Here is a 25958-nt window from a genome sequence, read left to right on the forward strand (position 1 = left end):
ACATTGACGTCAGAAACACGATACCACGCCGCCCAGGCTTTCATAGCCGCTCACGGAGGGCGACCAGGCCGTCCCGTTCCACGCCTTGTGGAACAGGGCGCCATTCGTGCCCGTGACAAACACATCGAGGCGATTCGGCGCCCAGGCCGTGGCGCGTGGCCGCGAGGTGCACACGCCGCCCAGGTTGTCAAAGCCCGTCAAGAAAGGCGACCAGGCAGATCCATTCCACGCCTTGTGGTACAGGGCGCTGTCCGTGCCGATGACGAACAGGTCGAGTCGCTTGGCCGCCCACGACACGGCTTCCACTTCGCCCACGCAGATGCCACCGAGGCGCTCGAAGCCATCGTTGGACGGCCACCATTGCGCGCCATCCCACCACTTGTGGTACAGGGCGCCATCGGTGCCCGTGACAAACACATCGAGGCGGTTCGGCCCCCACGCCACCGCCTTCGGCAACGAGGTGCAGATGCCGCCCAGGCGCTCATAACCCGTCAGCGACGGCTCCCAGGCCGTGCCATTCCAACACTTGTGGTACAGCGCATGGTCGGAACCGATCACGAAGACGTCGAGGCGGTTCGGTCCCCAGGCTACCGCTTCCGGCCGCCCCAGGCAGATGCCGCCCATGGCTTCGTAGCCCGTCAAGGATGGCCCCCAGGCGGCGCCATTCCACCACTTGTGATACAGGCCGCGGTCCGTACCGACGACAAACACGTCAAGGCGGTTTGGCCCCCAGGCCACGGCGCTGGGGTCGCCCACGCACAGCCCGCCCAAGGATTCATAAGCTGTCAGCGACGGTCCCCAGGCCGTGCCATTCCACCATTTGTGGAACAAGCCGCTGTCGGTGCCCGTCACAAATACGTCAAGCCGGTTCGGCGCCCACGAGACCACCTGCGGCGCACTGGTACAGATGCCGCCCTGCCCTTCATATCCGGTGACGGACGGCGCCCAGGCCGTGCCATTCCAGGCCTTGTGGTTAAGCGCGCGGTCCGTGCCCAGCACAAAGACGTCGAGGCGGTTCGCGCCCCAGGCCACGACGGGAGATGAGCTCTGGCGCGGCGTGGCGCCGGTGCCGCCCGACCCCGTGCCGATGCTGGCGCGCGGGCCATCGAGACAAGCCTGCATGCGCGCAACCTGGCCTGCCGTGAACATGAACATGGCCGGATCATCGACATAATCCATATAGTTCATGAACATGTCGCCATTCGGCCCGTTGCTGCAGGACACCTGGGGAAACGAGGGCTGGCCCGTGTTCGGCCCGCCCTGGTTCGGCGTGTCGGCCACGTTGTCGGTGCCCGAGCATCCGGTGCCGTCGTCGCCCCAGATATGATTCAGGTTCAGCCAGTGACCGATTTCATGCGTGGCCGTACGCCCCAGGTGGAACGGTGGCGCCGCCGTGCCGCTCGTGCCAAAGGCCGATTGCAGGATCACCACGCCGTCGGTGGCGGCCGGGCCGCCGGGGAACTGCGCGTAGCCAAGCAAGCCGCCGCCCAGCTGGCACACCCAAATATTCAGGTAACTGTCGGCTGGCCAGGCATCCATGCCGCCCGTCGCCTGCGACTTGACGGCATCGTCCGCACCAAAGGACGTCACCGTCGTCTGGCGCCGCTCGATGCCGCTGGTGGCCACGCCATGCGGATCGATCGTGGCCAGCACAAACTCCACGCGCGCATCGGCCGTCAGCGGCAGGAAGGGCGCCGGCGTGCCGTTCACATCCGGATTGACGCGGCGGAAATCGCGGTTCAGTACGTCGATCTGGCTGGCAATCTGCGCAACCGAAATATTCTGCGCGGCCGTATTCCACACCACGTGCACGACCACCGGTATCTGCGTCGCGCCGGAACGTCCGGCAATGCCGCTGTCGCCCTCGTACAATCCGGCCTGATTTTCGATATCGGCGCGCACACTGGCATAGGAAGGATCTTCGCTCAGCAGGCGGCGATGCACGTCCATCGTGGCGCAGGTACGCGTCTGCGGCGTGCCCCCTCCCTGGCCGCCGCCGTCGCCGCCCATGCCACCTCCGCCGCCCCCACTATCGCGGTCGTCCCCCATGCCGCCGCCACCGCCCACGTGCATGCAACTGGTGCCAGCCGTGCCATGCGATGCGTGCAGCATGCCGCCGCCTGGCATGGCATCGCCGCCGGCCGCATCAGCGTCGGCCTGCATGTCACCTTCGACCGGCATGGATTGCATGGCGGACATGGCTGGCGTGCCTTCAGCCGTACTGGTAGCCGGTGATTTTTTCGTTTTAGCGATGCTCATGATGTCCCCCTTGGTCTGTTTGCCAATTCACTATGGCACGGCGAAAAGAGGAGCATTTGCGCCAGATCAAGACTGGCAAGCGGTGCAAAAGAAAAGCGGCAGGCGAAAAAAAAGACAGCCGAAGCTGTCTTTTGGGCTTGCAGGCCGTGGCCCGCAAACGGGAAATTACTTGGCGGCGGCGGCCTTGACTTCAGCGTCGGCCTTGGCCTTGGCTTCTTCCGTCTTGGTGGCGGCGATGGCTTTATCGGCGTTCGCTTCCACTTTTTCCTTGGCGACTTTGGCATCCGCTTTCACGGAGGTTTTGCCCGCTTTAGCATCGGCCTTGGCAGCAGCCTTGTCAGCCTTGGCTTGCGCCTTCATTTTGTCTTCCGGATCGGCATCGACTACTTTGTCGTGGGCCTTGGCCTTGGTTTTGTTCGCCTTGTGCTGGGCGTCGGCTTTCTTTTCGTCAGCCTTCATTTCAGCCTTGGCGACATTGGCGTCAGCCTTGGCATCGACTTTGGCTTCCTTGTTGGCAGCCTTGTTGACGTCATGCTGCGCAGACGCTTGGGCGCTGGCAACGGCTGGGGTAACTGGCGACGTTTGCGCGATGGCAGCGGTGGCAAACAGGGTAGCGATCAGGGCGGCGAGTAATTTGTTCATGATGAGACCTTTCAATATGGTTTAATTTTATTCTTACTAAAGGCGGGCAAAATGTTCAAAATTTGCCAGGCATCGCGCTGTTTCTTGATGTAGCGCAATGGCATGACTTCATAGTAAAGATAACTGGCAAACCACACAGTGCGTTAGCGCACTCAACGGAAAATATGTGCAATTCGGCAAATTTCCGCTGAGTGCGATGGCACTGTCAAATCCTCAAGCGCTCACTGCCAGCGCCGCGTGGCGTGCCGCCACCCACTCTTCATTGGCCGGCTCCACGCCCACCACGATGCGGCTGGCATCGCTGGAAATGCGGCTGGCGTTGCGCGCATTGGCCTCCGCGTCAAGCACCGGGCCGATGAAACCCAGTTCGGCGCAGATACGCTGGCGCAGTTCGGCGCTATGCTCGCCGATACCGGCCGTAAATACCAGCATGTCCAGCCCACCCAGCACGGCCGTCAGGGCGCCGATCTCGCGCACGATGCGGCGGATATACAGGGCCAGCGCAGCGCGGATCCGTTCGCCCGTGGCATCCTGCCGGTCCTGCTGCGCCAGCAAGACTGGTGGGTCGGCCGACACGCCCGACACGCCCAGCAAGCCCGATTCGTGGTACAGCACATGCGCCACCTTTTCCAGCGACAGTTTTTCGATTTCCATCAGGTAGATGACGGCACCCGGATCGAGCGAACCGCAGCGCGTGCCCATCATCAGGCCATCGAGCGCGGAAAAACCCATGGTGGTGGCAACGCTGTGCAAATTGTCCATGGCGCACAGGCTGGCGCCGCTGCCCAGGTGGGCCACGATGACCTTGCCGCGCGCGACAGCACCAAAACGCTGCTCCAGCACCAGCGACTGATATTCATACGACAGGCCGTGGAAGCCATAGCGGCGCAAGCCCCGCTCCCATGCATCGTAAGGCAGGGCCAGCATCTGTTCGACCTGCGGCACCGTGTGGTGAAAGGCCGTGTCGAAGCACGCCACCTGGGCGATATCGGGACGCGATTCCAGCAGCACCTCGATCGCCTCCAGTGCGAAAGGCTGGTGCAGCGGCGCCAATGGAACGAAACTTTTCAGGTCCGACAACACGGCAAAATCGATGCGCACGGGGGAGAAATACTTGCTGCCGCCATGCACCACGCGGTGCGCCACGGCGCGCAGCGGGCGCCCGGCCAGCTGCGCCACGACCTGCGCACGGATGGTTTCGAGGGCTGCGTGATGGGGCTGCTCCGGATCGAGCTGCAGGGATACGGCCGGCAGGCCGCCGGCGCGGTAAGTGGCGTTCTCGCGGCCGATGCCTTCGACCTTGCCGCTCCATTGCGCCTGCTGCGGCAGCACGCCACCCGCTTGCTCGAACAGGGCGAACTTGATGCTCGACGAGCCGCAATTGAGCACCAGGATCAGGGCGCCATCGGCGGCATGTTGGACTGCTGCGCTCATGGTGGCGTGCTCCGGTAATGATTGGCCAGCATCACGGCGATGGCGCACGAAGCGATGCGGCTGGCACGCGAATCGGCGCGACTGGTGAGAATAACGGGAACCTTCGCCCCCAGAACGATGCCGGCGCTGTCCGCGTCGCCCATGTATTCAAGCTGCTTGGCCAGCATGTTGCCGCTTTCCAGGTCGGGCACCAGCAAAATATCGGCACGGCCCGCCACTTCCGAGACGATGCCCTTGACAGTGGCGGCAGCAATTGAGACGGCATTATCGAAGGCCAGCGGGCCATCGAGGATGGCGCCCGTGATCTGCCCGCGGTCGGCCATCTTGCACAGGGCGGCCGCATCCAGGGTGGCAGGCATGTCCGCATTCACCGTTTCCACGGCGGCCAGGATGGCCACGCGCGGCCTGGCCACGCCGATTACGTGCGCCAGGTCGATGGCGTTGCGCACGATGTCGGCCTTCATGGCCAGGTTCGGCGCGATATTGATGGCCGCGTCCGTGATGATGAAGGGGCGCGGATACGCAGGTGTCTGCATCAGGAAGCAGTGGCTGATGCGGCGCTTGGTGCGCAAGCCGGCGCTGGCAGACAGCACGGCCGACATCAATTCATCAGTGTGCAGGCTGCCCTTCATCAGCGCCTCGACTTCGCCCTTGCCTGCCAGCTCGGCGCCACGCGCGGCGGCGGCATGGCTATGTTCGACGTCCTCGATGGCGATGCCGGCCAGACTCAGACCAGCCTCCAGCGCCACCGCTTCCAGGCGCGCGCGCGGCGCCACCAGCACGGGCGTGATCAGGCCGGCCGCATGGGCGTCCAGCGCGCCCGACAGGCTCAGTTCATCGCAAGGATGGATCACGGCCACCTTGATCGGCCCCAGCGTGCGCGCATGCTCGAGCAGGCGCCGCGTGCCGTCGCCGTTATGCAGGCGAACTTCAGGCAAGGTAGCGCGCACTCTTTCGATCTGTTCGGCGGGCGCGATTACCTGCGCTTCGCCGTCGAGCACCACGGCGCCATGCTGGTTAACACAGCGGCAGGCCAGAGTCACGTGGCGGTTGCGCGGTTCGAGCGCGGTGACGGTGACGCTGATGGCCAGCGTATCGCCCACGCGCACGGGCTGCAGGAAGCGCAGGGTCTGACCCGTGTAGACAGTGCCGGCGCCGGGCAGGCGCGTGCCCAGCACAGCGGAAATGAGGGCGGCGCCCCACATGCCGTGAGCGATGACGCCCTCGTAGCGGCTGGAGGCTGCAAATTCGGCATCCAGGTGCTGCGGGTTGTCATCGCCCGACATCACCGCAAACAGGGCGATATCGTCCATGCTCAGGGTGCGCGTGATGCTGGCGCTGTCGCCGATGGCGATCTGGTCGAAGGTGCGGTTACGCACGATATGCAAATCATCGTCTTGGGTAGTAGTCATCATGGTCTTTTATGCAGAGATAATGTTTTTGGCAGGTTTTCCTTTGGCCTTGGCCGGGGGAGCAAGCTGAGATGCAGGCTGGGATGCGCGTGCGGCCGCCGGCAGCGCCTTCGCGTGCGCCTTGATCGCACGATCGAATACCGCCAGCATCTGCTGCAGGCTTGCTTCCTCATCCGGCGTGGGCGCTTCGGGCACTTGCAGCACTTGCTGCAGCCATTCGCCCAGCGCGCCGATGGCATCCGGTTCTGCACGCGACAGCAAAGTTGGCAAGGTGGAGATGGCGGCATCGAAATCATGCAGCATCAAACGTGCCTGCTGACGCACGATGCCGCGGAATTCTTCCATGTTGAAGCCTTGCGTGTATTGCGGCTTGACCAGTTTGAGGGCCAGGTTGACGCGGCGCTCGTCGGCGATCATGCGGAAGCGGTAGATGTAGAACAGTGCGCGTACGGCCGCTTCCACCAGGCCGCCGTGCTGCATGTCCTCGTCCATCTTGCGCGTTTCGCAGCGCACGTATTCGCAGTGCTCGGGCGAGATGCCAGGGTGGGGGCGCGGCGGCGTAGCGTCGCCGATGGCTTGTCCCGTCAGCGCCTGTACCAGGGGCGAACCGTACACCAGGTCGAAGGTCGTTTCCTGCACGGTATCGCGCCAGTCGCGCCAACTGTTCAAGCTGGCCGTGATGGCGCCGGAGATGGCCTCCTGCATGGCCAGCAGCGGGTTGTCCGGCGCCACCGGTTGGCGGTGAGCACGCACTTTCTCCGCCTCCTTGGCTACCAGCCTGGCCAAAGGATTGTGGTCCGTCCAGCGCTCGTACGACACGCGCAGCGGATGCGTGAGCTGCAGGAAGCGTGCCGACTGCGGCGTGACCATGGCGCGTACCCACGGTTGCGCGAAGGTACGGTACAGTGCCAGGTTCACCTCGGACACGCGCGCGGCAGCGGCGAACTTGCGGTCGTTTTCCACGCTTGGCTGCACGATGGCGCGCACGTCCTCTATGCCGCGGTGCTCGACCTGCAGCACATAGTCGCCACTGGCCAGGTCGGCGTTCGGCGTATCAGGCGTCTTGTCGACGATCCTCGCTTCGTAAATGCCGGCCGGCAGCAGGTTGATCAGGTCGATATTGCTGGCGAATTTCTGGTGTTCCTTGTGTCCCACCTTGGACGACACGAAAATACCCAGGTGGCCGATGCTGTCATGTACTGCATACACGATGGTCTGGTCGTGCAGCAGCACATCGTTGTCGTCGCGGTACAGGTCCGTGATCCAGCCCAGGGCCTGCGGCGGCGGCGTGATGTTGTCGCCGTTCGAACAGAACACGACGATGGGCGAACGGATATTGCGCAAGTCCAGGCGCACGCCGTCGGAAGTGATCAACTCCGCCGTGGCAAGGCGGTTGCCGATGAACAGGTTGTCGACGATATACTGCATCTCGACATCGTTGAGGAACACGTGGCCGCCCCAGTATTTTTCAAATTCCAGGTAACGGGGCGCTTCCGTATCGATGTGCGCGTACAGGTTGTACTGCTTGCTCCACAGGGTATTGGCCGGATTCAGCTTCTCGAAATTCTGCACCAGGCTGGCGCCGTCGAAACGGCCGTTGCCCAGGTCGCCCGCCAGCGCCGTAGCCCAGCTGCCGCCCATCAGCCCACCCGCGTAGCGCATCGGGTTGCGGCCATGCCAGCCGGCCCAGTACGACACGGGTGCGCCGGCAACGATGATGGGGCCGAACAGCTCCGGTCGCATGGCCGCGGTCATGAGGATTTGCCAGCCCGCCTGGCAATTGCCGATGACGACAGGCTTGCCCTCGCTCAGAGGATGCAGGGCGATGACTTTTTCCAGGAAGGCCGCCTCGGCGTGCATCACGTCTTCCACCGTCTGTCCCGGCACGGGATCGGGCAAGAAGCCGATGAAGTAGCACGGATGTCCGGCGCGCAGGGCCACGCCGATTTCGCTCTCGGCCTTGAAGCCGCCGATGCCGGGACCGTGGCCGGCGCGCGGATCAACGACGACGAACGGCCGCTTGGCTTGATCGGGCTCCGGTGCATCGGGCGTCAATATGCGCGCCAGGCCGTAGTTGACGGGACGCGCAAGCTCCAGGCCGGACATCACCAGTTCGGCGGGAAAATCCAGCACGTTCGGCACGTCCTCGGCCAGATGTTCCTGGTACTGGTTGCCGCGCCGGCGCATCACATCGGCGTACAGCACGATGCGCTGCCACGAGTCGCGTGCATAGTCGCCCAGCATGCCCAGGGACGGCAAGCCGCCGGTGGAGAAAAATGGAGCAGTTTCGATCTTCATGGCTATCCTTTTCATGCAAACAAACGCCGGAACATTCCGGCACGGGGGCTACGCCATCTGGCTGATGGTCTTGCGAAAGCGCGCCAGCGCGAAGGTAAACAAGGCCGTACCAATGGCCAGCAGTGCCAGGAACGGTTTCCACACCACGTCGATGCCGGCGCCCCGGTACAGGATCGCCTGGCTCAATTCGACGAAATGCGTGGTAGGCGCGATCAGCATGATGTTCTGCACCAGCTCGGGCATGCTTTCGCGCGGCGTGCTGCCGCCCGAGAGCATCTGCAGCGGCAGCAGCACGAGGATCAGGAGCATGCCGAACTGCGGCATGCTGCGCGCCACGGTGGCCAGGAAAATACCCATCGAGGTGGTGGCAAACAGGTGCAGGGCCGCGCCGCACAGGAACAGCGCGATCGAGCCTTCGATGGGCACATGCAGCATGCCGCGCACCACCAGGTTCAGCGACAGGGCGGCGGCCAGCAGCACCACCAGGCCCATCGACCATACCTTGCCCAGCATGATTTCGGCCGGCGTCACGGGCATCACCAGCAAGTGCTCGATGGTGCCGTGTTCGCGCTCGCGGATCAGGGCCGCGCCAGTCAGGATAATTGACAGCATCGTCACCTGGTTGATGATTTCCATCAGCGAGCCAAACCATGCCTGGCTCAGCGAAGGATTGAAGCGCGCGCGCATCACCAGTTCCACCGGCGAGACCGTTGCGCCGCGATAGCGCTTGGCGAATTCGGCCACTTCGCCGGCGACGATCTGCTGGATGTAGCCGCTGCCGCTGAAAGCCTGGCTCATGCGCGTGGCATCCACGTTCAGCTGCAACTCCGCCTGGCGCCCACCCAGCACGTCCGACTGCAGCTTGGGCGGTATCGTCAGCACGAAGGTGTACTGCCCCGCGTCCAGGCCCGCATCGACCTGGCTCTGGTTGATCATGGCCGGCGGCGTGAACTGCGGCGGGAAAAAGGCCGAGGCGATGCGCCCGGACAGCGGCGATCCGTCCTCGTCGACGATGGCGATCGAGGCCATGTGCAAGGTTTCCGGCTTGGCCGTGGCGGCCACGTAGATCGCCAGCGTAAAGGTGTACAAAATCAGGACCAGCATCATCGGATCGCGGATCAGGCTCCAGATTTCCTTCACTCCCAGGCGGTAGATATTTTCAAGATGGCGCATACGTTTACGACTCCTGTTTCTTCAGCAGCGCCACCGTCACGCCGAGGATCACGGGGATCGCCACGATCAGAGGCCAGAACGAGGCGTGCAGGTCGCCGAATCCCAGCGCCTTGTTGAATACGCCGCGGCTGATATTGAGCATGTGCGTGGCCGGGTACATCAGGCCGATCGCCTTGCCCACGCCTTCCATCGAGGAGACAGGATTGAGCAGGCCGGAAAACTGGATGGCCGGGATCATGGTGCCGATCATGGTCACGAACAAGGCCGCGATCTGGCTGCGCGTAAACGTCGAGGCGAACAGGCCGATGCCGGTGGCGCAGATGTTGAAGATGAAAGTAGCGCCGATCAAGGTCGGCAAGCTTCCCTTTATCGGCACACCGAAGGCTGTCACCGCCAGCAGGGCCATGAGCACGAAGTTGAGCATGGCCAGCAGCACGTAAGGCACCTGCTTGCCGAGCAAGAATTCCAGGCGCGTGACGGGGGTCACGTACAGATTGATGATGGAACCCAGTTCCTTTTCGCGCACCACGGATAGCGCAGCGAGCATGGCCGGCAGCATCAGCAGCAACAAAGGAATCACGGCCGGCACCATGGCTGGCAGGCTTTTCACGTCCGGGTTGTAGCGGTAGCGCGTCTGGATGGCGACGGGATTGTTCATCTTGATGCCATAGCGGTGCAAGGCCTGGTCGGCCAGCCACAGTTGATGCATGCCCTGCACGTAGCCCTGCACGGTTTCGGCGCGCATCGGCATCGCGCCGTCGATCCACGCTCCCACCTGCGCAGGCGCGCCGCGCTGCACGTCGCGCGCAAAGCCAGGGGGAATCTCGATGGCCAGCGACAATTCGCCGCTGCGCATGCGCTTGTCGATATCGGCGTAGTCGCGCAGCGGCGGGCGCTCGACAAAGTAGCGCGAGCCAGCCAGGTTGTTTGTGTAATTCTGGCTCAGGGTCGTCTGGTCGTGATCGAGCACCGCATAACTGAGGTCTTCGACGTCCAGGCTGATGCCGAAGCCGATGACGAACAGCAGCAGCACGGAGCCCCCCAGCGCGAGCGTCAGGCGCACGGGATCGCGGCGCAATTCCAGCGTTTCGCGCCACATGTAGCTGAGCATGCGCCCAAGACTGAAGCGGCTTCGCTGCTGCTTTTGCTGCGGCGCCTGCGCTACCGCTTCCTGCACGGGTGCCGCCGTTTCCGCCACTGTCGCCGCTGCCGTGCCACCACCCGCTTCTTCCAGGTAGGCGATGAAGGCCGCTTCCAGCGATGGTGCACCCTTCTTGCGCACCAGTTCTGCCGGTGCATCGCTGACCAGCACTTTACCCGCATGCATCAGCGAGATGCGGTCGCAGCGCTCGGCCTCGTTCATGAAGTGGGTGGAGATGAAGATGGTAACGCGGTCGCGCCGCGCCAGCTCGATCATCAGGCGCCAGAAATTGTCGCGCGCGATCGGGTCGACGCCGGACGTGGGTTCGTCGAGGATCAGCATCTCCGGCTTGTGCACCATGGCCACGGCCAGCGACAAGCGCTGGCGTATGCCCAGCGGCAGGCTGTCGGGCAAGTCGTCCATCACTGCGCGCAAGTCGAAGCGCTGCGCCATTTCATCGATGCGGGCAGCGATTTCGGCTTCCGGCACGTGGAACAGGCGCGCATGCAGCACCAGGTTCTGGCGCACCGTCAATTCACTGTACAGTGAAAACGCCTGCGACATGTAGCCGACTCTTCGGCGCGTGTCGATATCGTTGGAATCGACTTCCTTGCCGAACAGCCAGGCCTTGCCTTCCGTCGCCGGCAGCAGGCCCGTGAGCATCTTCATGGTGGTCGACTTGCCGCAACCGTTCGAGCCGAGAAAGCCGAAGATCTCGCCGCGGCCAATGCGGAAATTCACATGATCGACGGCCGTAAAATCGCCGAAGCGCATGGTCAGGTCCTGCGCCTCGATGGCGACATCCTGCGCACTGGCGGCATCGAGCGGCGTGATCACCACTGGCTGATGGCCCGCCCGCTTGGCTTCGGGCAGCAGCTTGATGAAGGCGGCCTCCAGGTTATCGCTTTGCGTACGCGCCAGCAGTTCGGCCGGAGTGCCCGTATCAAGCACCTTGCCGTCATCCATGGCGACCAGCCAGTCGAAGCGCTGCGCTTCGTCCATGTAGGCGGTGGCGACCATCACGCTCATCTGCGGGCGCTGCACGCGGATGCCGGCGATCAAGTCCCAGAACTGGGCGCGCGCCAGCGGGTCGACGCCGGTGGTCGGTTCATCCAGAATGAGCAGGTCGGGATCGTGGATCAGGGCGCAGCACAGGCCCAGTTTCTGCTTCATGCCACCCGACAGTTTGCCCGCCGGGCGTGCCAGGAAGGGATGCAAGCCCGTGCTGCGGGTCAGCTGGTCGATGCGGCGGCGGCGTTCGGCGGCATCGTGGCCGAACAGGCGTGCGAAGAACTGCAGGTTTTCCTCGACCGACAGGGTCGGATACAGATTCTTGCCCAGGCCTTGCGGCATGTAGGCGATGCGTGGGCAGACATCGTCGCGATGGCGCGCATCGCGCATGTCGCCGCCCAGCGCCATCACGCTGCCTTGCTGCACGACGCGCGCGCCGGCCACCAGCGACAGCAGGCTTGATTTGCCCACGCCATCGGGCCCGATCAAGCCCACCATGCGGCCGGCCGGCACATCAAGGTCGATGCCGTCGAGCGCCACCGTCTTGCCGTAATGCTGGCTGACGCCCTTGATGCTGACGACAAATGGGGTCACGTCCATGGTCACTGCGGAACCTTGGCCGTCAGTTCAGCCGGCCATGCCTGCTTTGTATCGAGACGCACCCAGGCTACGCCGGGCAAGCCCACTTTCACCAGCGCCAAATGCTTTTGCAGCAGCTCGCGGCTGATCTGGGCTTTCACGCGGAACATCAGCTTCTGACGCTCGCTGGCCGTTTCCACCGTCTTCGGCGTGAACTGCGCGCTGGCAGCGACAAACGAGATCGTTGCCGGAATCACGTAGTTGGGCGCTGCGTCGAGGATGATGCGCACTTCGCCGCCCATCGCCACCTTGCCAGCCGCCGTCTCGGGCAGGAAGAAAGTCATGTAGACGTCCGACAGGTCGACCAGGTTGAGGACCTTGCCGCCACCGGCAAGTACTTCACCCTGCTGCGCCACCAGGTATTGCACGCGGCCGTCGCGCGGCGCGGCCAGCTGGCCATCGGCCAGGTCGGCGTCGATGCGCGCGGTGGTCGCTTCGGCGGCCGTCACTGCTGAACGCGAACCGACCACCTGTGCCTTGGCCGCATCGATGGCCGCCTGCGCCGCCGTGACCTGTGCCTTGGCCGCATTCAGGGCTGCGGCCACGCTGCGCACGCGGGCGCGGTCATCGTCAAGTTCCTGCACCGAGGAAGCGCCCTCTTTCGACAAGGTTTCCGAGCGGGCCAGGCGGCGCCGGGCCGCATCGAGTTCGCTTTCACGCTGCGCAACCAGCGCCAGTGCGGCCGCCTTGTCGCTCTCGCGCACGGCCACCTGGGCCTGCGCACCGACCACCGCGTCGGACGCCTGCTGCTGGCGCGCGCGCGCCTCGTCACGCTGCGCCGTCAGCGAGTCCACCTGCATGGTGGCCAGCGGCTGGCCCGCCTTCACGAAGTCGCCCTCGCGCACGAGGATGTCCTTGACGCGGCCGGACAGCTTGGTGGCGACGTCGATTTCGGTTGCTTCGATGCGGCCATTGCCGCTGACGAAACCTTCACCGGGTCCGGTGGGGCGCATTTTTTGCCAGGCCACAAAGCCCAGTATGAGAACGGCGGCGACCAGCGCGGCGGGGATGAGTTTTTTCTTCAGTTGTGGAGTCATGGTGTCGGCAATCGCAATTAATTGGAGAACGTGGTGGCGGCAGCGGGTGCGCCGCCGCCCAGGGCGGCATACAGGCTGACCTGGCTGGAGAGCAGCGCGCGGCGCGTCTGCACCAGTTGCTGCTCGACCGTCAGCAGGTCGCGCTGCGCATCAAGCACTTCCAGGTAGGGCGCGGCGCCATTGTCGTAGCGCAGCTTGGCCAGGCGCGCACGTTCGCTCTGCGCGGCCAGGGTAGTCTTGCCGATGTCCACCTGCAGCGCCAGCCAGCGCCGGTTCGACAACGCGTCGGCCACTTCGCGAAACGCGCCCTGAACGCTCTTTTCATAATTGGCCACGGCCACGTCGCGGCGTACCTCGGCCAGGTCCATGTTGGAGCGGATGCGGCCCGCGTCAAAGATCGGCAGCACCAGGCGCGGCGCGAAATTCCAGGCGCCGCTACCCGAATCGAACAGGCCGCTCAATTCAGCGCTGGCCGTACCGTAGGCCGCCGTCAGCGAAATGGTGGGAAAGAAGGCGGCGCGCGCGGCGCCGATATTGGCGTGCGCGGCGCGCAGCTGATGTTCGGCCGCCACCAGGTCGGGGCGCTGCGCCAGCAAGGCAGATGGCAAGCCCGCATGCAAGGGCTGCAGCACGCTGGCGTCATCGAAGCGGCGCACCTCACCAGCCACCGGCGTCAGGTCGACGGGGCCGCCCACCAGCTGGGCCAGCGCGTGCGCCTGGACGGCACGCGCCTGCTCCAGCTGCGCCGACAGCGACAAAGCCTGGCTAAGCAGGGTTTCCACCTGCGTCAGATCCAGCTTGGAAATCGAACCGACCTCGAAGCGACGCGTAAAGATGCGCAGCGACTCGGCGCGGCTGTCGACCGTGGCGCGCGCCAGCGCCACCCGTTCATCCAGTTCGCGCAAGCCCAGGTAGCCATTGGCCACCTGCGCTACCAGGGCCACGCCGACGGCGCGGCGCGCCTCGTCGCTGGCCAGCAAGGTTTGCAGCGCGCTGTCCTTCAGGCTGCGCACGCGGCCCCAGAAATCGAGCTCCCAGGCGCTCACGTTCAAGCCCGCCTGGTACTGCGCGCTTGTCATGGGGCGGCCCGTCACGCTCAGGTCACCGGGCACGCGCGCACGGCTGCCGGAAGCGCCCAGCGCGATGGTGGGGAACTGCTCCGCGCGCTGTATCCCATACGCGGCGCGCGCCTCTTCCACGCGCAGGGCGGCGATGCGGATATCGCGGTTGCTGGCCAGCGCCTGCGTAATCAGCGCCTGCAGGCGCGCATCGGCAAAGTAGGCTTGCCAGGCGATATCGGCCGCGTGCGCGCCGGCGGAATCGGTTTCCGGATACTGCTCCGCCACGGGGAGCGGCGGTGGCGCGTACGGCGGCGCCATCGAGGCGCAGCCGGCCAGGGCCAGCGTGGTGGCCAGCGCGGCCATCCTGGCGCACGCGGATAATGCGGGAACAGGCATGATCATCTTCTTCCAGTCAATTCAGAATGTTGTAGCCGCCATCGACATACAGGGTGCCACCCGTGATGGCGCGCGCGCCGTCGCCGGCGAGGAAGGCGCACAACGCGCCCACGTCCTCGATAGTGGCCAGGCGCCGCATGGGCGAGCGTTCGATGGCGTCGGCCATCAGGCGGTCGAAATGGGCAATGCCGGAAGCGGCCCGGGTCTCCAGAGGACCCGGCGAGATGGCATTGACGCGGATGCCTTGCGGGCCCAGTTCGGCGGCTAGGTAGCGCACCGATGCTTCCAGCGCCGCCTTCACGGGTCCCATCAAGCCATAATCGGCGATGACTTCCTCGGCGCCCAGGTAACTCATGGTCATCAGGCTGCCGCCGTCCGGCATCAGGGGTTCGGCCAGCTTCGCCATGCGCATGAGGGAGTGGCAGGAGATATCCATCGCCTGCGCGAAGCCGTCAGCCGAACTGTCCGTCACGCGGCCATGCAAGTCTTGTTTGGGCGCGTAAGCGATGGAATGGACCACGAAATCGAGCCCCCCCCACTGCTGCGCGATCTGCGCAAACAGCGCTTCGAGCTGGCCCGGCACGGCCACGTCGAGTGGCGCCATGATGGCCGCCTGCACTTGCTGCGCCAACGGTTCCACATGTGGACGGGCCTTGTCATTGAGCCAGGTGACTGCCAGTTCGGCACCGGCTGCGCGCAATGCGCTGGCGCAGCCCCAGGCGATGCTTTGCGCGTTGGCGATACCGACCACCAGCCCCCGCTTGCCCTGCAAAGGCAAGTACTGCTGCAAGGCGGCCGTCATGCCTGAACAGGACGCAGTGCGGGCCAGGGAGTGGCCGCATGCACGCAACGCACTGCGCCGGCACGCATGGCGGCGGCGCAAATGGCCAGGGTAACGCCGCCGGCACGCGCATACGGCAAGGCAATGGGAGTGTGGGGGTGTAAGGTACTGCACGCGTCAGGCGCGGGGATCTGCATCTTCATGAATCGGGCTTCCGTCACTGAAATTCGAGGCCAGCACCAGTGCATTCTCGGGGAACTGGTACGGGGCGAAATTACTCTACAGCATTTAGAAGCGTGATTCGTGATAAGTCCGATCCGCATTTCATGACGCTTTGAGCTAGGTCAACTATAAGTGCGATTGCGGCAATGCAACATTGATGTAAATCAAATTTTACCTCAATATTATCTAAATGAAATATTTTTCAAGCAAGCGTGCGGGGATGCTCATTTGATAATTTCACTGGGCTGGCGGGAAGAAAAGTGACTTTGCCAGCGAAGGCAGGAGTTGCCAGGAAAACAAGCAACACTGGGCAGTGGCGGGCGGTGGGTGGTGAAGGATGGACAGAATGGGGGCCATGCTATTGCGTTGCAACATGGCCCGCCATGCCTTGCGGGGTTAAGCTGAACGACCTTATTTGCGCGGCGCCGTGGCGGGACGCGAATACAGGTCGATGATAGTGCTGATGCCATCCTGGCATACGGAGCAGAACGTCTCGCTGCGGTCGAACATGATGCACTGCATCTCCGGCCGGTAGTAGCCGGACGATTCGTAGTTGGCGCCTTCAAAGGCGCCCACCGCATGGCGCTGCGGCGCCTTCGAGAACAGCTGTTGCGTGTACGCCAGGTCGGCCTTGAACAAGTCGCTCATCTCGCTTTCCGGGCGGTTGGCCGAACGCAGGGCGGCGCGCTGTTTCTGGTACTCGCGCGCATGGATGTCGTACGCCTCCTTCGGCCATGGCGTGGGCAGCGGCGTGCCCGCCTTGACATGGTTCTTCCATTTCAGCCTGGCCGGATCGCGCAGCGCCGTGGCATTCGGCTCCCACGGTTCCTGCCGCTCGCCATTCGACTGATAGGCCACGGGCGAGGTGTAGTACTCGTCGGCCAGGCCGGCGAAATGGTGGCCGAATTCATGCACGAACAGGTAATTGGCCCAGTCGTTGTTCGCTGCGGCCGTGCTGAACTGGCCAAAGATGCCACCGCCGCCGTAGGTGTCGTTGTTGACGAGGATTTCAATGAATTCATACGGCGCATATTGCGCCAGGTCGCGCAGGGCGCGGTTATCCGTCGTCAGCACATAGCGCTCGCTGCCGAAGATATCGTAGCGCGTGCCCAACGGCGACGCATGGTGCACGCCCGTCGATGGACGCGACACACCCGACTCCTGCGTCGGCGCGGCCATGGCCCACACATTGAAATCATTGGCCCGTTCGCGGAACGGCGACACAGTAAACAGGTGCTCGGCCAATTTCCGCGCCGTCGCTTCGAACTTGCCCATTTCCGCGGCCGTGTAGCCATCTCCCATGATCAGCAGGTCGACCTTGCCGGACGACGGACCGCTGACACGGATCGGGATCGGTTTGACGGGCGCCGGCGGCTGCTTGCGGATCACATCCTGCGCCGCCGGGTCGACATCGGTGCTCCATACAATGGAAAACAGGCCACGCTCGTCGCGCTTCAGGATGCGTACGCGCACGGGCTGCTCCGGCTGCGGGAAACGCACGGATTCCTGGAAGGCGCGCGTGGTGGTTTTCGCTTCATCGGTGCTGGCCCACTCGCCGAAGATGGTGGAAAAGCCGCGCGAATACAGCACCTTGCCCGACTTGATATCGACCACTTCCAGCAGGTTGTTGCCGCGGTTGCTGTCGTCGATAGGGCGCGCCGGATTGCCAGGCCATGGCAAGGGCTCGACCAGCACGCGTTCAACCGCATAATGTTCGCCCAGCGCATTGCCGCTGTGCTGGTAATCGAGGCGCATGGTGGCCTGCTGGGCGGCAATGGTCGCCGCCGCGACAGGGAGCGTGCCGGCGGCCAGCGCCAGAGCGCAGAGGAAGGAGCGAATCGGAGTCTGCTGCATGTCATTCCTAAAACGGTAGAAAAACAGGTGAAGGGAACGGTTTTCCAAACAATCAGCGGGCTCGCCGGCAGGCGCGGGGAAAACCGCTGCGGCACATTGTAGCGACAGGAAGGGGGCATGCAAAGCGCCCATTTCACCCGATACGCTTGACCATGCCACCCTATCGGTTTATATTAGATTGACTAGTCGATTAAAGAATTAATACGGAAAACGGACAGACACCATGCGCACCATCGATCCTGATAAACACGCGGCCCGCCGTGACGCCATCGTCGCCGCAGCGCGCCACTGCTTTGCCCGCAAAGGCTTCCATCAGACCAGCACGGCCTCCATCTGCGCGCAAGCGGGCATGAGTCCCGGCAACCTGTTTCATTACTTCCCCACCAAGCAAGCCATCATCGCCGCCATCGTCGACCAGGAAGGCAACGAGACGGCCGCCTATTTCGCCGGCGTGCAAGGCGGCGCCGATGCGTACGGCGCCCTGCTCGATTTCATGGACCTGGTGCTGGCGCTGGCGGCCGACGGGGATTTTGCGGGACTGGCGCTGGAAATTTCTGCCGAAGCGATGCGCGATCCAGATATCGCGGCCAGGGTGGCGCGCAACGATGTCGTGCTGCGCGCCGGCGTGCAGGCGCTGCTGGAAAGCGCTGCTGCGCAAGGCCAGGTCGACACCGCGCTGGATGCTGCGCAAACGGCCAGCTGGATCGCCGCGCTGATCGACGGTATCTTCAATCGGGTCGCCGTCGATCCCCAATACGCACCGCTGGCGCAGCGCGCCAGCTTGCACCTGCTGCTGGCGCGCTTCCTGCGCCCTGCCCGCTCATGAGCGGCGCCATGACGGCAACACCGGCGCGCATCGCTGACGTCGACGCCCTGCGCGGCTGCGCGTTATTCGGCATTTTGGCCGTCAATATCGGCGCCTTCGCCACGCCCTGGTTCGGCTTGGGCTTGACCGATCCCGCCTTTCACGGCGGCGTGGACCGCGCCACGCATTTTCTCGTCGCCCTGCTGTTCGAGACCAAGTTCTATCTGCTGTTTTCCTTCCTGTTCGGCTACAGCTTCACCTTGCAGATGCAGGCTGCCGCGCGCGCCGATGCGCCGTTCGTGCCGCGCATGCTGCGGCGGCAAGCTGGCCTATGGCTGATCGGCGCCCTGCATGCAGTGGTCCTGTTTCATGGCGACATACTCACCACCTACGCCCTGCTGGGCATCGTGCTGCTGGCGCTGCATCGTTGCGGCGAACGCCAGGCACTGTCCCTGGCCCTGATTCTCGTCACCGTCTGCGTGGGGTTCTGGGGATGGATGGCCTGGCTGCAAAGTCTGCAGCCGGCGGGCGACGCCGCCCAGCAGGCCGTGGCCATGGCGCAGAAAGCGGCAACCGCGCTGGCCGCCTACCGCGCCACTCCGGCCACCGTCATCCTGCAGCATCTGCGCGAACTGAGTGACATCTGGATCGTCCTGCTGCTGGTACAGGCGCCGTGCGCGCTGGCCATGTTCCTGTGCGGCCTGGCTGCCGGCAAGCGCGAGATGCTGCTGCACGCAAGCGATTACCTGCCTCTGCGCCGCCGCCTGCTGTGGGCCGGCACGCTGGCGGGATTACCCGGCGCCGCCTTCTATGTATGGACGTCCGTGTATGTGCAAAGCCAGGCATGGCAGCTGGCGGGACTGGCCGTGGGACTGGCGAGCGCGCCGCTGCTGGCCGGCACCTACCTGGCGCTGGCGCTGGCCCTGTTCGAGCGCCTGCGCGGCGGAACGCTGTTCCCCCTGCTGGCCGATATGGGCCGCATGGCCCTGTCGAACTACCTGCTGCAGTCGGCCATCTGTGCCTGGCTGTTTCTCGCGTACGGCGCGCGGCTGATGGGCAGCGTCTCGCCGCTCGGGGCACTGGCGCTTGCCGTCATCCTCTTTTGCGTGCAGCTGCCACTGAGCCGCTGGTGGCTGCGCGGCCACGCGTATGGCCCTGTCGAGTGGCTGCTCAGGGCATTGACGATCGCCGCCTGGCCACGCTGGCGGCGCGCCAACGCCGCTTATTTGTAGCGGTACAGCGGCTGGCGCAACTGGATCGGGCGGATATCGAGGCGCAGCTTCAGCACCGAATACGCTTCCGCCTCGGTCGAGCTGTAGCCGACGCTGTTGACGGTCTTGCTGAACCTGAATTCAAAACCCAGGTCCGGATACGGATCGCGCGGGTTGCCAAAGGCGATGCCGATGGCTTCCTGCTGCGCGTTGTCGATCAGGTTGCCCATCAGGTCGAGCACAGCGTTATTGCCGAGGATATCGTTGGTAAACACGGGCTCGCGCATATCCGGCTGGTTCGGATCGAGCTTGTTGTCGGCCTTGTCCGGCGACGGCGTAAACACGCGCGTGACGAGGTTGAATTTGTCGCCCCGGTCCAGGTAGCTGATGGCGGCGTTGCTGATATTGAAATTTTTCACGCCACGGTCGCTGATGGCGCCCGACAGGTCGATCAGCAAGGCGCCGCTGTAGCCGATGACTTCCACGTCGCGCATGGCGTCGACCACCATGGCGCTGTTTTCATCGATGCCCAGTCCCAGGTGATAGCCTTTTTTCAGCATCACGGGAATCATGCGCGCAAAGCGCCCGCGCACCAGCAGATGCTGGTCCACGAAGACATCGCTGCCGATGAAGCCCAGTCCCGGCGCAATCTCGCGGCCATCCGTCACGCCCATCTTGAGCATGTCGAGCACGGGTTTGGCGTCATAAAACATGGTGGTGCTCATGATGGCCGCACCGGCGCTGGAACCGGCGATCACGCCGCCGCTGCGGTAAACCGACCAGATGGCTTCCAGCGCGGCCGTGCGGCTGCCGTCCGGGCGCAGCAAGGCTTGCGTGATGCGCCCCTGGTCGCCACCGGCAAAATAAATGCCGGTGGCCGACTTGATCTGCGTGACGATGGCCGGATCTTCGGCGGCCTTGCGGTAATCACGATTGGCCAGTTTGACGGCCAGTGGCACGAAAAAAGCATCGGCGCCATATTGATTGAGTTTCTTAATGATGCTTTCACCCGATTTTTCCGGATTCATCGCGGCCGAGGCCAGCACGGCAATACGCGCGCCCGGCCCGCCCGACAACTTGACGATGCGCTGCCAGACTTCGGCATTGTCGGCGCGCAGGCCGCCACCGATGATGACGAGGGTGCCCTGCGGGGCGCTGCCGATGGCACTTCCGCCAGGCGCCGCCACGGCATGGAAGCTGCACAATGCCAGCGCGAACAGCAGCGCGGCGCGGAAGGTGTGATACAGGCTTGAAGATGATTTCATGGTACCTCTCGAATACACGGAAAGGGGCACGCGCCTGGCGCGCGCCCTTGCTGCCCAAACCACTGCTTGCAACCCAACTCCATCGAACTACGATATTACTTGCTGCATATGACAGCGTTGTTGCGGTATCTCCACGCTTCAATGTAAAACTGCTTACTTGAAGCTGTAATTGGCGCTGGCATAGAAGCGCCGGCCACGCGGATCCGAATAGCTGGGATCATAGCCGGACAGGAAGAAGTACGCCTGGTTCGAGTACGGCGGGCTGGTATTGAACAGATTCTGTATGCCCGCGCGCAGCTTGAACTGCTTGCTGACCGCATACGCGCCCGACATGTCCCACAGCGTGTACGCCTTTACCCGGTTCGACTTGACCACGCTGCCATCGTCCGTGTTGATGGCCGAGTTCTGGTCATCGTAGCCGCTCGAATAGGTGTTCGACAGGCTGGCCGAATACGGGCCGTTGTCCCAGTCGAGGGTGATCGTATGGCGCCAGCGCTGCACCACGCCGTCCGTGACGAATTTATTCAAGTTGCTGATGAAATCGTCTCCGGGGCTGGTCTGGATTTTCGAATCGAGCACATAGGTGCCGCTCAGGTGGCCGCCAAAACGTCCCCAGGCCGTTTTTACGCCATGCAGGTCGGCCGTGATATCGATGCCCGCAGCCTTCTGCGCGCCACGGTTTTCCTTGCGCAGCTCGATATAGTCGATTTCATTGTCCTTGTTGCGGTGCACCAGATCGCCGTATTTGGCCAGGTTGCCCAGGATGATGTCGTCGCCGATTTCGCTGATCAGATCCGTGCGCTTGATGTTCCAGTAGTCGGCACTGAAGGTCCAGTGGTGGCTCGGTTCCAGCACCAGGCCGACCGTGAACTGGCGGCTGCGCTCCGGTTTCAGCTTATCGTTGCTGTAGCGGCGCGTATCCCAATTATCGGCGCAGACGGAGTAATCATTGTTCTCGCTCGCGCAATACACGGGATCCGGTAGCGTCGCCGTACTGCTGTAGGCGGTGGGCCGGTGCAGGTCCGACATCGACGGCGCGCGGAAGCCCTTGCCAGCCGACGCGCGCAGCAGCACCTGCTTGCTGGGCATGTAGGTCAGGCCGATCTTCGGACTAAGGGCACCGCCCACCTGCTGGTAATGGTCGTAACGACCAGACAACTGCGCCTGCCACTGCTTGGTAAACGGCAGCAGCAATTCGCTGTAGATGGCTTGCACCTTGCGGCTGTCGCTGGTGGCCACGCCGCCTTCGGGCGCCGCGTCGTTGTTGATGTTGTCGCTCATCAGCAATGCCGATGGACGGAACTCGGTGCGCTCGCGGCGCACTTCGCCGCCCACAGCCAGCGCCATGTCGCCGCCACCCAACGCCATCAGCGCGCGCGATGCCTTGAAGTCGAGTGCATCCATGGTGCCGCGCGCATGCCGTACTTCGTCATTGACCTGGATGCTGTCGAGCAGCGCCCTGCCCTTCGCGTTCGATGGGCCAAACGGGTTGATGTCGCCGGAGGCGATGCCTTCCAATAGCTTGTCGTACAGGACATAACCATGCGTATCGCGGTCCTTCACGATGTTGACGCTGTGATTGAAGCCCACGTCGTAATCCCAGCCGGCGAGCGTGCCGCTGGCGCCCACCACGAAACGCTGGCTCTCGCTGGTCAACTGGCTGGTGCGCATGCCCGCCTCATTAAGGCGCATGCGCAGTTCCAATTCGCGCGCAGTCGGATTGCCGTCTTCGTCGATGATGCTATCGAGGCCGGTATTGGCCAGTTGCGGTACCTTGCTGTAATCGAGATAGCCGATCACGCGCGCCGACGAACCCACGTAATAGCTGCGCGAGCGGCTCAGCGCCACTTCCGCGTACAGCTGGTGATCATTATTCAGCTTCAGTACGCCGCGCGTGAGCAAGTTCTGCTTGTCCGTCTTCGGGTACAGCTCCGTGTCGCCCATGTAATCGTAGGTACAGGCATCGACGCCGCCCGTTCCGGCCGGCAGGTACAGATTGGCCGGAGGCGAACAGTTCGGTATCGACAGATTGATCTGTCGGTTGGTAATCGGCTTGCCATTGAGCAGAAAGCCATTGTCCTGCAAATAGTCACGCTGCTCTCCCGACAGGCGGATATTCGCCGGGCTTGTAAAACTTGACAGCAAATGCCCCAGGCGCTGCGGAACCTGCAGGTTAGGAATGAACTTGCGCTGCGAGGAGCTGAGGCGGTCTGTTTTTTGCAGGTCGACCACAGCAAAGATATTGTAGCCATCCGTGGCCAGGTCGCCCGTGCCGGCCGTGATACTGGCCGTGCGCTTGCCGGCGCCCCCTTCATCGGTGCGGCTGCCGTAGACATTCAGCTCCACGCCCTGGTAATCCTTACGCGTAATAAAGTTGATGACGCCACCGATGGCGTCCGTACCGTACAGGGCCGAGGCGCCGTCGAGCAGCACTTCCACGCGCTGCAGGGCGGCGGCGGGAATGTTGTTCAAGTCCACGCCGGCATCGTCGCCCGGCGAGGCAAAGTTCGCCATGCGCCGGCCATTGAGCAGCACCAGGGTCGATGAGGTTCCCACTCCGCGCAGGTTGGCGCTGTTGAAGCCGCGCTGGTCGCCGCCCACATTGATGCTGGCGCCGTCGGTCAGGCCGCCCACGTTGGCTGACACGCGCGCCATCAGCTCGGCCGCCGTCGTAACGCCCGCCTTTTCGATCTCGGCGCGCGTGATGACCTGCACCGGCAGCGCCGTCTCCGATTCCAGGCGCTTGATGGCCGACCCCGTGATCTCCACGCGCTGCATTTTTTTCGGCGCAGGCTCTCCATCCTGTTCCTGCGCCTGCGCGGCGCTGGCCAGCATGCCCAGCGCAGCCGACACGCTCAAGGCGCCCAGCGCGAGACGCACGCCTTGCGCCAACGCCGATTCGCGTGGAAATATGGAACGGTCGTCCTGTCTTTTCATGTGCATTGCATCTCTCCCCGATGGTGTATGTCTGATTTTTGTCATGATTTTTATACTGCCTTGCGCTGCCTGGATACTGCTTTCCGGGGCCCCGGCACGCCATGCTCGCCGCCATACAGATAGGCGGCAATGACTTCGCTCAGGCGGGCCGCTTTTTCAACGTTCTTCTTGTTCGATACCATCAGCGCCACGGCCAGCGCCTCGATCATGGCCAGCGCGGTGCTGGCGCTGCTGGGCAGGACAGGATGCGTGCTTTGCGCATACAGCGCGTGATCGGCCAGTTCGGCGAGGGGGGATGCTGGAGAGTCGGTGAGCGCCACGATGCAGGCGCCGCGGTCGCGCGCGAAGCTGGCCAGGCCGATGCAGTCGAGCGTGTAGCGGGGGAACGAGATCACCACCAGCACGTCTTGCCCCGTCAGGTTGACCAGGTGTCCGGCCGCCACTTCCGAACCGCCGATGCCCACCACTTCCACCACATGCGGGCAAAACGGCTGCAGATGCTGCACCAGCATGCCCGCCAGGTTGGCCGACAAGCCAAAACCCATCACATACACTACCTTGGCGCGCGTCAGGCGCCGCACCACGGCCTGCATGGCCGGCGGCGACAGGGCATCGGACGTGGCCGCGATGTTCGCGGCCGCATACTCCAGGCTTTCCGTGATGGGTGATGTGGCGCGCGCACGCCGTTCTATCGTGCGGCGCAATTTGTCGACTGGCTGCAACAGCGATTGCAGGGTTTCGGCCATGGCGCTGCGCATAGCCGAATAATTCTTCTGGCCGATGTCGCGCGCAAAGCGGCTGATGGTCGCCGTCGATACCTGGCAGCTATCGGCCAGTTCCTCGATGCCCAGCGCCGTCACGCGCATTTGGTTGCGCAGCAGGTAATCGGCGATCTGCCGCTGCGAGGCCGAGCCGCTGGCCAGCACGTACATCAGCGCTTGCCCCAGCGGCGATTGCGCGAAGGCGGCATCGGGCGACGACAGGACGGCGGCCACTGGCGTGCGGGAGCTGTTACGGGCAGGACTGGCGGATGATTTCATATCACTGGCGGCCTGTGTTCTTGTGCATGGCGGATGAAGGATAAAAAGGCGAAAACGGGTCGTTGGAACTTACTCTACTCATATCAAAAAGAAAACTCAACAAATATTTGTAAAAGGATTTTCATTGATTTACTTCGTGAAAATAATGCTACATAATCGACCGAAATCCATCAACCGCGCCCCGTTTTGGGGCGAATTCACCATGCAAGTACAACAGCATCCCATCTCCAGCGCGCACGCCAGCGTATCTTGCCAGTTGAGCAGCTTTCACTTTGGTACGGCGGCGGCCGGCAGCCGCAGCGGCAAGAAGGTGTATATCCAGGCAGCGCTGCACGCGGACGAAGTGCCGGGCATGCTGGTATCGCAATTCCTGCGCCGCGAACTTCTGGCGCTGGAGGCGGCGGGCAAGATCCACGGCGAAGTGATCCTGGTGCCGGCCGCCAATCCCATCGGCCTGGCGCAAGCCATCCATGGCGCGCCGTTTGGCCGCTTCGACCTGACCACGGGCATCAACTTCAACCGCGCCTACCGCCACGTGGCAGATGAATTGAAAACCACGCTCGATGGCCTGCTGGGACAGGATGCGCAAGCCAACGTAGCGCTGATACGCGAGCATGCGCGCGCCGCCGTCGCCGCCTGGCGGCCGGGCACGGACGCGGAAACACTGAAAAAAACCTTGCTGGGCATGGCAATCGATGCCGACATCGTGCTCGACCTGCATTGCGATAACGAAGCGGCACTGCACATCTATACAGGCACGCCGCTGGCGGCGCAGATCGCGCCCCTGTCCGCACTGCTGGGCGCGCGCGCCGTGCTGCTGGAACTGGCTGCCGGGGAAGAGCCTTTCGACGAAGCCTGCAGCCGCCTGTGGTGGGATCTGGACGCGCACTTCCAGGGACGCTATCCAATCCCCGCCGCCTGCCTGTCGACCACCGTCGAATTGCGCGGCGAAGTGGAAGTGAGCTACGCCCTGGCAGAGCGCGATGCCACTGCCTTGCTGCGCTTTCTTGCCATCGAGGGCGTGCTGGAGATAGCCGGCGCCGGCGACGACCTGCCCGCACCGCAATGCGAACCAACGCCGCTGGCCGGCGTGGAGCCGATCCTCGCGCCGCACCACGGCGTACTGGTGTATCTGCGCGAAATGGGCGATGTGCTGGCCGCCGGCGATGCAATAGCCGACTTGATCGATCCCGTCAGCGGCGAGACGACGACCTTGCGTTGCACGGTCGCCGGTGTCTTCTTTGCGCGCAGCGCCCACCGCCACGTCCTGCGCGGCATGAACGTCGGCAAGGTCGCCGGCGCCATCGCCTTCCGCGGCGGCAGCCTGCTGAGCCAATGAC

Annotated in this window: 17 protein-coding genes; 3 read left to right on the plus strand and 14 right to left on the minus strand. The window is 63.7% G+C overall.

The window, feature by feature from the left end:
* Positions 1 to 9: 9 nt before the first annotated feature.
* The 11 genes from ACQ4WZ_RS16470 to ACQ4WZ_RS16520 form a co-directional block, all read right to left on the minus strand.
* A complete protein-coding gene (locus ACQ4WZ_RS16470) occupies positions 10 to 2259 on the minus strand; it encodes a DUF8189 domain-containing protein (RefSeq protein WP_436573987.1) in 2250 nt (749 codons plus the stop codon).
* A 165-nt stretch (positions 2260 to 2424) separates the two neighbouring features.
* Positions 2425 to 2901: a hypothetical protein gene (locus ACQ4WZ_RS16475; RefSeq protein WP_101482819.1), complete on the minus strand. Its 477-nt coding sequence runs from the start codon at positions 2899 to 2901 to the stop codon at positions 2425 to 2427.
* A gap of 213 nt (positions 2902 to 3114) precedes the next feature.
* The gene (locus ACQ4WZ_RS16480; protein WP_101482820.1) at positions 3115 to 4335 is read right to left on the minus strand and encodes an acetate/propionate family kinase; all 1221 of its coding nucleotides are present in this window, start codon (positions 4333 to 4335) and stop codon (positions 3115 to 3117) included.
* Complete coding sequence (locus ACQ4WZ_RS16485; protein ID WP_133993216.1) at positions 4332 to 5747, minus strand: bifunctional enoyl-CoA hydratase/phosphate acetyltransferase; 1416 nt, start codon at positions 5745 to 5747, stop codon at positions 4332 to 4334. Before ACQ4WZ_RS16485 ends, ACQ4WZ_RS16480 begins: the two co-directional genes overlap by 4 nt.
* Positions 5748 to 5756: 9 nt before the next feature.
* Positions 5757 to 8045 carry a DUF3141 domain-containing protein gene (locus ACQ4WZ_RS16490; RefSeq protein ID WP_495542711.1) on the minus strand — a complete coding sequence of 763 codons (2289 nt, stop codon included), beginning with the start codon at positions 8043 to 8045 and terminating at the stop codon, positions 5757 to 5759.
* A 48-nt stretch (positions 8046 to 8093) separates the two neighbouring features.
* Positions 8094 to 9218 (minus strand): ABC transporter permease, encoded by a 1125-nt coding sequence (locus ACQ4WZ_RS16495; protein ID WP_101482821.1) that lies wholly within the window; start codon positions 9216 to 9218, stop codon positions 8094 to 8096.
* Between the two features lie 4 nt (positions 9219 to 9222).
* Positions 9223 to 11970, minus strand: coding sequence for a ribosome-associated ATPase/putative transporter RbbA (gene rbbA / locus ACQ4WZ_RS16500; RefSeq protein WP_436573988.1), 2748 nt, complete (start codon positions 11968 to 11970; stop codon positions 9223 to 9225).
* 2 nt (positions 11971 to 11972) lie between these two features.
* Positions 11973 to 13046 carry an HlyD family secretion protein gene (locus ACQ4WZ_RS16505; RefSeq protein ID WP_101482823.1) on the minus strand — a complete coding sequence of 358 codons (1074 nt, stop codon included), beginning with the start codon at positions 13044 to 13046 and terminating at the stop codon, positions 11973 to 11975.
* Positions 13047 to 13063: 17 nt separating this feature from the next.
* Positions 13064 to 14509 carry an efflux transporter outer membrane subunit gene (locus ACQ4WZ_RS16510; protein WP_436573989.1) on the minus strand — a complete coding sequence of 482 codons (1446 nt, stop codon included), beginning with the start codon at positions 14507 to 14509 and terminating at the stop codon, positions 13064 to 13066.
* A 10-nt stretch (positions 14510 to 14519) separates the two neighbouring features.
* A complete protein-coding gene (fabI, locus tag ACQ4WZ_RS16515) occupies positions 14520 to 15305 on the minus strand; it encodes an enoyl-ACP reductase FabI (RefSeq protein WP_101482825.1) in 786 nt (261 codons plus the stop codon).
* A 612-nt stretch (positions 15306 to 15917) separates the two neighbouring features.
* Positions 15918 to 17360, minus strand: a complete 1443-nt coding sequence (locus tag ACQ4WZ_RS16520) for an IgA Peptidase M64 (RefSeq protein WP_436573990.1) — start codon at positions 17358 to 17360, stop codon at positions 15918 to 15920.
* 223 nt (positions 17361 to 17583) lie between these two features.
* Here ACQ4WZ_RS16520 and ACQ4WZ_RS16525 point away from each other — a divergent pair, with 223 nt between their 5' ends.
* Positions 17584 to 18186: a TetR/AcrR family transcriptional regulator gene (locus ACQ4WZ_RS16525; protein WP_436573991.1), complete on the plus strand. Its 603-nt coding sequence runs from the start codon at positions 17584 to 17586 to the stop codon at positions 18184 to 18186.
* Positions 18187 to 18194: 8 nt separating this feature from the next.
* A complete protein-coding gene (locus ACQ4WZ_RS16530; protein ID WP_436573992.1) occupies positions 18195 to 19397 on the plus strand; it encodes a DUF418 domain-containing protein in 1203 nt (400 codons plus the stop codon).
* Here ACQ4WZ_RS16530 and ACQ4WZ_RS16535 read toward each other — a convergent pair.
* The 3 genes from ACQ4WZ_RS16535 to ACQ4WZ_RS16545 all read right to left on the minus strand — a co-directional run bounded on the left by ACQ4WZ_RS16535 (position 19388) and on the right by ACQ4WZ_RS16545 (position 24618).
* Positions 19388 to 20641 carry a cyanophycinase gene (locus tag ACQ4WZ_RS16535; protein ID WP_101482828.1) on the minus strand — a complete coding sequence of 418 codons (1254 nt, stop codon included), beginning with the start codon at positions 20639 to 20641 and terminating at the stop codon, positions 19388 to 19390. The genes ACQ4WZ_RS16530 and ACQ4WZ_RS16535 overlap by 10 nt on opposite strands.
* Before the next feature lie 153 nt (positions 20642 to 20794).
* Positions 20795 to 23584 carry a TonB-dependent receptor gene (locus ACQ4WZ_RS16540; RefSeq protein WP_133989262.1) on the minus strand — a complete coding sequence of 930 codons (2790 nt, stop codon included), beginning with the start codon at positions 23582 to 23584 and terminating at the stop codon, positions 20795 to 20797.
* Between the two features lie 44 nt (positions 23585 to 23628).
* On the minus strand, positions 23629 to 24618 hold the full coding sequence (locus ACQ4WZ_RS16545; RefSeq protein WP_133989261.1) for a MurR/RpiR family transcriptional regulator: 990 nt from the start codon (positions 24616 to 24618) through the stop codon (positions 23629 to 23631).
* A gap of 202 nt (positions 24619 to 24820) precedes the next feature.
* On the opposite strand from ACQ4WZ_RS16545, the gene ACQ4WZ_RS16550 reads away from it, so the two are divergent.
* Positions 24821 to 25957, plus strand: coding sequence for a succinylglutamate desuccinylase/aspartoacylase family protein (locus ACQ4WZ_RS16550; protein WP_101484733.1), 1137 nt, complete (start codon positions 24821 to 24823; stop codon positions 25955 to 25957).
* The last annotated feature ends 1 nt before the right edge of the window (position 25958 follow it).

The sequence above is a fragment of the Janthinobacterium darwini genome, from assembly GCF_051380905.1.
Classification (GTDB): Bacteria; Pseudomonadota; Gammaproteobacteria; order Burkholderiales; family Burkholderiaceae_D; genus Janthinobacterium.